This is a genomic window from Streptomyces olindensis (genome assembly GCF_040645895.1).
In the GTDB taxonomy this organism is placed as follows: Bacteria; Actinomycetota; Actinomycetes; order Streptomycetales; family Streptomycetaceae; genus Streptomyces; species Streptomyces olindensis.
Genome location: NZ_JBEYZD010000048.1, coordinates 58696 through 65141 on the forward strand (window position 1 = coordinate 58696; position 6446 = coordinate 65141).

7 protein-coding genes are annotated in these 6446 nt (G+C 72.9%); 5 read left to right on the plus strand and 2 right to left on the minus strand.

Going from position 1 to position 6446, the window contains the following annotated elements; genetic code table 11:
* Positions 1 to 7 precede the first annotated feature (7 nt).
* Both fabG and ABZ948_RS27665 read left to right on the plus strand, forming a co-directional pair.
* A complete protein-coding gene (gene fabG / locus ABZ948_RS27660; RefSeq protein WP_359763883.1) occupies positions 8 to 793 on the plus strand; it encodes a 3-oxoacyl-ACP reductase FabG in 786 nt (261 codons plus the stop codon).
* 8 nt (positions 794 to 801) lie between these two features.
* Complete coding sequence (locus ABZ948_RS27665) at positions 802 to 2160, plus strand: nuclear transport factor 2 family protein (RefSeq protein WP_359763885.1); 1359 nt, start codon at positions 802 to 804, stop codon at positions 2158 to 2160.
* An 88-nt stretch (positions 2161 to 2248) separates the two neighbouring features.
* Here the strand turns inward: ABZ948_RS27665 and ABZ948_RS27670 are convergent, their stop codons facing one another.
* Positions 2249 to 2980, minus strand: a complete 732-nt coding sequence (locus ABZ948_RS27670; RefSeq protein WP_359763894.1) for an SDR family NAD(P)-dependent oxidoreductase — start codon at positions 2978 to 2980, stop codon at positions 2249 to 2251.
* Between the two features lie 24 nt (positions 2981 to 3004).
* Positions 3005 to 3445 carry a nuclear transport factor 2 family protein gene (locus tag ABZ948_RS27675; protein WP_359763886.1) on the minus strand — a complete coding sequence of 147 codons (441 nt, stop codon included), beginning with the start codon at positions 3443 to 3445 and terminating at the stop codon, positions 3005 to 3007.
* A 157-nt stretch (positions 3446 to 3602) separates the two neighbouring features.
* On the opposite strand from ABZ948_RS27675, the gene ABZ948_RS27680 reads away from it, so the two are divergent.
* The 3 genes from ABZ948_RS27680 (at position 3603) to ABZ948_RS27690 (ending at position 6323) form a co-directional block, all read left to right on the plus strand.
* A complete protein-coding gene (locus ABZ948_RS27680; protein ID WP_359763888.1) occupies positions 3603 to 4418 on the plus strand; it encodes a cyclase family protein in 816 nt (271 codons plus the stop codon).
* A gap of 70 nt (positions 4419 to 4488) precedes the next feature.
* Positions 4489 to 5217 (plus strand): class I SAM-dependent methyltransferase, encoded by a 729-nt coding sequence (locus ABZ948_RS27685; protein ID WP_359763889.1) that lies wholly within the window; start codon positions 4489 to 4491, stop codon positions 5215 to 5217.
* Entirely contained in the window at positions 5214 to 6323 is a 1110-nt protein-coding gene (locus ABZ948_RS27690) for a DegT/DnrJ/EryC1/StrS family aminotransferase (RefSeq protein ID WP_359763891.1), read from the plus strand. Before ABZ948_RS27685 ends, ABZ948_RS27690 begins: the two co-directional genes overlap by 4 nt.
* Positions 6324 to 6446: the final 123 nt, after the last annotated feature.

The following is a 6446-nucleotide window of genomic DNA, read 5'->3' on the forward strand; positions in this document are numbered from 1 at the left end:
TCAGACCATGTCCGCAGAACCCAGCCGGGTTGCCGTCGTCACCGGTGCCACCAGCGGGATCGGCCTCTCCGTCGCCCGGTCGCTGGCCGGAGCCGGCCACCGCGTGTACCTCTGCGCCCGGGACGCCGACCGGGTCGCGCTCACCGTCAAGGAACTGCGCGCCGAGGGCCACGAGGTGGACGGCACCGCCTGCGACGTGCGCGAGGTCGCGCAGATCGAGGCCCTGATGTCCGCCGCCGTGGAGCGCCACGGGCCCGTCGAGGTGCTCGTCAACAACGCCGGCCGCAGCGGCGGCGGGCCGACCCACACCCTCACCGACGAGCTGTGGGACGACGTCATGGCCACCAACCTGGACAGCGTCTTCCGCGTCACCCGGGCCGCCCTGACCACCGGCCGCATGCGGGAGGCCGGCTGGGGCCGGATCGTGAACATCGCCTCCACCGGCGGCAAGCAGGGCGTGGTGCTCGGCGCCCCCTACTCCGCCTCCAAGCACGGCGTCGTCGGCTTCACCAAGGCCCTGGGCCTGGAGCTGGCCAAGACCGGCATCACGGTCAACGCGGTCTGCCCCGGCTATGTGGAGACCCCCATGGCGGAGCGGGTCCGGCAGGGCTACGCCGCCGCCTGGGACACCACGGAGGAGGAGGTCCTCGACCGGTTCCAGGCCAAGATCCCGCTCGGCCGCTACACCACGCCCGACGAGGTGGCGGGCATGGTCGGCTACCTGCTGACCGACGCGGCCGCATCCGTCACCGCGCAGGCGATCAACGTCTGCGGCGGGCTGGGCAACTACTGAGGAGAGCCATGCCGGAGGAGACCGCACACCACACCGTCCACGAGATCGACGTGCGAGCGCCCGCCGAGGCGGTGTTCGACCTCGTCGCCGACGCGTCCCGCTGGCCGGTGCACTTCCCGCCCAGCGTCCACGTCGAGCGCCTGGAGGGCGACGACCGCCGGGAGCGGCTGCGGATCTGGGCCACGGCCAACGGCGAGGTCAAGAGCTGGACCTCGCGCCGTGAACTGGACCGGGCCGGACTGCGCGTGGCGTTCCGTCAGGAGGAGTCCCGGGCGCCCGTGCGGAGCATGAGCGGGGAGTGGCGGCTGGAGCCGCTCGGCCCGGACCGGACCCGGGTGCGCTTCACCCACACGTTCACGGCCGTCGACGACGCCCCGGAGCACGTCGAGTGGATCAACCGGGCCATCGACACCAACACCGCCTCGGAGCTGGAGGCGCTGCGCCGGGGCGCGGAGGAGGCGGACGCCGGCCTCACCTTCACCTTCGACGACAGCGTGCGCGTCGACGGACCGGCCAAGGACGCCTACGAGTTCATCCGCGCCGCCGACCGCTGGACGGAGCGGCTGCCGCACGTCGCCCGGGTCGTCCTCACCGAGGACACCCCGAACGAGCAGATCCTGGAGATGGACACCCTCACCGCCGACGGCGAGACCCACACCACCCGTTCGGTGCGGGTCTGCTTCCCCGCCGAGCGGATCGTCTACAAGCAGATCCGGACACCGGCGCTGATGGCCGCGCACACCGGCGAGTGGATCTTCGAGGAGGACGAGCGGGGCTGCACGGTCACCTCCCGGCACACCGTGCGGATCGAGCCGGACGCCGTGACCACCGTCCTCGGCCCGCAGGCCGACGTGGCCGCCGCCCGCACCATGATCCGTCAGGCGCTCGGCCGCAACAGCCTGGCCACGCTGCGGCACGCGGCGGAGCACGCGAAGCGGCTCGGCGGCACCGAGCCGGTCCCCGCGCAGACCTACGTCGCCGTGCAGCAGTTCTACGCCCGGCAGATGCGGCTGCTGGACGAGCGGCGGGCCGAGGAGTGGGCGCGCACCTTCACCGAGGACGGCGTGTTCGCGCAGAACACCGCGCCCGAGCCCCTGCGCGGCCGGGAGGCCGTCGCCGCCGCCGTACGCCGGAACCTGGCGCGGACGGCGGACACGCCGGAGCAGCGGCGCCACGTGTTCTCCATGCTCACCGTGGTGCCCGGCCCCGACGGCTCTCTGCACACCCGCTGCTACGCGCAGGTCCTGGCGACCCCGCCCGGGGGGCAGAGCAGGCTGCATCTGAGCGCGGTGTGCGAGGACGAACTGGTGCCGGACGGCGACGGCTGGCTGGTCCGCCGCCGCAGGGTCGAGCACGACGGCGTCTGAGCCGCGACCTCGACGGACCCGCACGTCGGCGGGCCGCACCGGTGGACGGTGCGGCCCGCAGGCGTGTGCGGCCGGGCCGCCGGAGCGGTCAGGTGAGGGAGAGACCGCCGTCCACCGGGACGACGGCGCCCGTCATGTAGCGGCCCCCGGGATCGGCCAGGGCCGTGACCCACCAGGCCACGTCCTCGGGGGTGGCGACCCGCCCGAGCGGGATGCGCTCCGAGATCTGGCCGAGGAACCCCTGGTACTCCTCGGCGGACATGCCGACGCGCTCGCCGATGCCGGTGTCCGTCACGCCCGGCGCCACCGACACCACGCGGATGCCGCGCGGCGCGAGCTCCACGGCCCAGGTGCGGGTGAAGTGGTTCAGCGCCGCCTTCGTGGCCCAGTACACCGAGTTGTCGGGGAACCCCTGGATGCCCAGCGAGCCGGCGGAACTGACGTTGACGATGGTGCCGCCGGTCGCCTCCAGGGCGTCCAGGGCGGCCTGTGCCACGAAGGCCGGCGCCAGCAGATTGACCGCGAGCTGGTGCTCGGTCGCGGCCCGGTCGAGCTTGGCGAGCGGCGCGAACGTGCCGGTCCCGGCGTTGTTGACCAGCACGTCGACGCGTCCGAAGGCCCGCAGCGCCGCCTCCACCACCGTCTCGCCGGCCCCCGGCTCGGTGACGTCGGCCACGAGGGTGCGGATGCCGTCGTGTCCCTCGGCCGTCTCGTCGAGGGCGGCCGCGGTACGGCCGACGACGAGCACACGGTCCCCCTGCCCGGCGAAGCGGCGGGCCGTCGCACGGCCGATTCCGGTGCCGCCACCGGTGATGATCACAGTCCTAGGAGTCATGCCGGGACGCTACTGACGGCCGCTCGAAGCGCGGTCGACCCCTCCGCCCGGCCGGTCGTCCCGGGTGATGTGCCGCTCCGCCACTAGCAGTTCGCCGCCGTCCCGCCCGACCAGCCGGTCGCGCATCACGCAGGACAGGTGCACCCGCGGCGCGCCGCCCCGGGGAGTCGCCAGGATCTGCACGCAGGAGACGGTCTCGATCCCGTCGGCGGTGCTCCGCGCGGTCGTCATGGTGACCCAGTGGCGGTGCACCTCCCCGGCGGCCGCCCGCCCCTCGGCCGCCGCCCGCGCGCCGGCGGCGATGCCGTCCCGGCCCCGGACGGGCTCCGTCATCGACGGCGACGCGAACGTGGCGTCGGGCGTGAACGTGGCGGCCCACGCCCCGGCCTCGCCGCCGTCGAGCAGCTGCATGTGGCGGGCGTAGAACTGCTGGATGTCCGTGCTGTCCATGAACGGCCTCCCCTACGACGGTCTCCACGCCCGACCCTGACGCATCCGTGTCGAATCCCGGTCGAGACGGTCGGGACGGCAGCGCGGTCGTCGAGCGGGATTCCAATGCCTTCCGAGCGGCTGCGGCCAGGCTGGCGTGGTCGTCCAGGAGGTGACCGTGCGCATCATTGACCTGTCCTCGCCGGTGGACTCCGGCTCGTTCGAACCGGACCCGGTGGTCCACGAGGTGATGTCCCCGCGTGAGGGCGCGCTGCACATGCGCGACGAGATGCGGAAGCACTTCGGCATCGAGTTCGACCCCGACGACCTGCCGGACGGCGAGTTCCTCTCGCTGGACCGGCTGAGTCTGACCACCCACACCGGCACGCACGTCGACGCGCCCTCGCACTACGGCTCGAAGACGACGTACGGCACCGGCGTGCCCCGGCACATCGACGCGATGCCGCTGGAGTGGTTCCTCGCCCCCGGAGTGGTCCTGGACGTCCGGGGCCGGGAGGCGGGCACGGTCGACGCTGCCGACCTGCGCAAGGAGCTCGACCGGATCGGGTACGCGCTCGCCCCGTCCGACATCGTGATCCTGCACACCGGCGCCGCCGCGTGGTCGGGCACCAGCCGGTACTTCACCGACTTCGTCGGTCTCGACGCGAGCGCCATCGCCTTCCTGCTCGACGCGGGCATCCGGGTGGTCGGCACCGACGCGTTCAGCCTGGACGCGCCGTTCGGCACGATCATCGCCGAGTACCGGAGGACCGGGGACCCCGCCGTGCTCTGGCCCGCCCACGTCGCCGGACGCCACCGGGAGTACTGCCAGATCGAGCGGCTCTCGGGACTGGAGAACCTGCCCGCGCCGTACGGCTTCCAGGTGTCGTGCCTCCCGGTGAAGATCGCCGGCGCCGGGGCCGGCTGGGCGCGGGCGGTCGCCCTCGTCGACGACCAGGACCCGGCAGACGACCAGGACCCGGCAGACGACTAGGACCCGGCAGGGGAGCGCCCGACCCACCGCCACCTGGCGCACAGGACAGCAGCCGACCCGAGGAGAAACCATGTACAGCACGGACCTCGCCGAGGTCTACGAGACGGTGTACCGCAGCCGGGGCAAGGACTGGGCGGCGGAGGCCGAGGACATCGCGGCCGTGGCCCGCCGGCACACCCCGGGCGCCGACACGCTGCTCGACGTGGCGTGCGGCACCGCCGCTCATCTCGGCCCCTTCAGCAAGCTCTTCGCCACGGCGGAGGGCCTGGAGATCGCCGCGCCCATGCGCGACCTGGCGCTGCGGCGGTGGCCCGGCCTCACCATCCACGAGGGCGACATGCGCGACTTCGACCTCGGCCGCCGGTACTCCGTCGTCACCTGCATGTTCTGCGCCATCGGCTATCTGGGCAGCGTCGAGGAGATGCGCTCCGCCGTGGCCTCGATGGCCCGCCACCTCGAACCGGGAGGCGCGCTGATCATCGAACCCTGGTGGTTCCCCGAGCAGTTCAAGGAGGGGTTCGTGGCCGGGGACCTGGCCCGCGAGGGCGACCGGACCGTGGCCCGGATCTCCCACTCCACCCTCCAGGGCCGCGCGACCCGGATGGAGGTCCGCTTCCTCGTCGGGGAGCCGTCGGGCATCCGGACCTTCACCGAGATCGACGTACTGACCCTCTTCACGCGTGACGAGTACGAGCAGGCGTTCCGGGACGCCGGCTGCTCGGTCGCGTACCGGCCGGGCCCGCCGACGGGCCGCGGTCTCTTCGTCGGAGTCAAGGAGCGGGAGGTGTCCGGGCGATGACCACCTACGTCTGGGACTACTTGCGGGAGTACGCCGAGGAGCGCGAGGAACTCCTCGACGCCGTCGACACGGTGTTCCAGTCCGGTCAGCTCGTCCTCGGCGAGAGCGTCTCCCGCTTCGAGCAGGAGTTCGCCGCCTACCACGGGCAGCCGCACTGCGTGGGCGTGGACAACGGCACCAACGCGCTCGTCCTCGGCCTGCAGGCGCTCGGGGTGAAGCCCGGCGACGAGGTGATCACGGTCTCCAACACGGCGGCCCCCACCGTGCTGGCCATCGACGCCGTCGGCGCCCGGCCGGTCTTCGTCGACGTGCGCGAGGAGGACTACCTCATGCGCACCGACCAGCTCGCCGGCGCGCTCACCGAGCGCACCGCGGCCATCGTGCCGGTGCACCTGTACGGGCAGTGCGTCGACATGGCCGCCGTGACCGCCTTCGCCGAGCGCCACGGACTGAAGGTCCTGGAGGACTGCGCCCAGGCCCACGGCGCCCGGCACCACGGCCGGCTGGCCGGGACCATGGGCGACGCCGCGGCCTTCTCCTTCTACCCGACGAAGGTGCTCGGCGCGTACGGCGACGGCGGCGCCGTGGTCACCCGCGACGACGACACGGACGCGAACCTGCGCCGGCTGCGCTACTACGGCATGGAGGACCGCTACTACGTTGTCCAGACCCCCGGGCACAACAGCCGCCTCGACGAGGTGCAGGCCGAGATCCTCCGCCGCAAGCTCCGGCGCCTCGACGCCTACGTCGAGGGCCGGCGGCGCGTGGCGCGACGCTATGCGGAGGGGCTGGGGGACACCGGTCTCGTCCTTCCCGCGAACGCGGTGGGCAATGATCACGTCCACTACGTCCACGTGGTCCGCCACCCCGAGCGGGACCGCATCATCGAGCGGCTCAGGGCGTACGACATCGAGCTGAACATCAGCTACCCCTGGCCGGTGCACACGATGAGCGGCTTCGCGCACCTCGGCCACCGCGAGGGCGACCTGCCGGTGACCGAGCGGCTGGCGAAGGAGATCTTCTCCCTGCCGATGTACCCCTCGCTGCCGCAGCACGTCCAGGAGAAGGTGATCGAGGCGCTCCGCGAGGTGATCGCCGGGCTCTGACACCGAAGCGGGTGCGTGAAACGCCGTGTCCCGGTGAGGCCGACCGGACCTGGAGAGCTGCTACGCGGACTGTGCCGAGGAGGTGGCGCGGACCGTCCGGCTCGCCGCCGAAGCCAGGCTGGT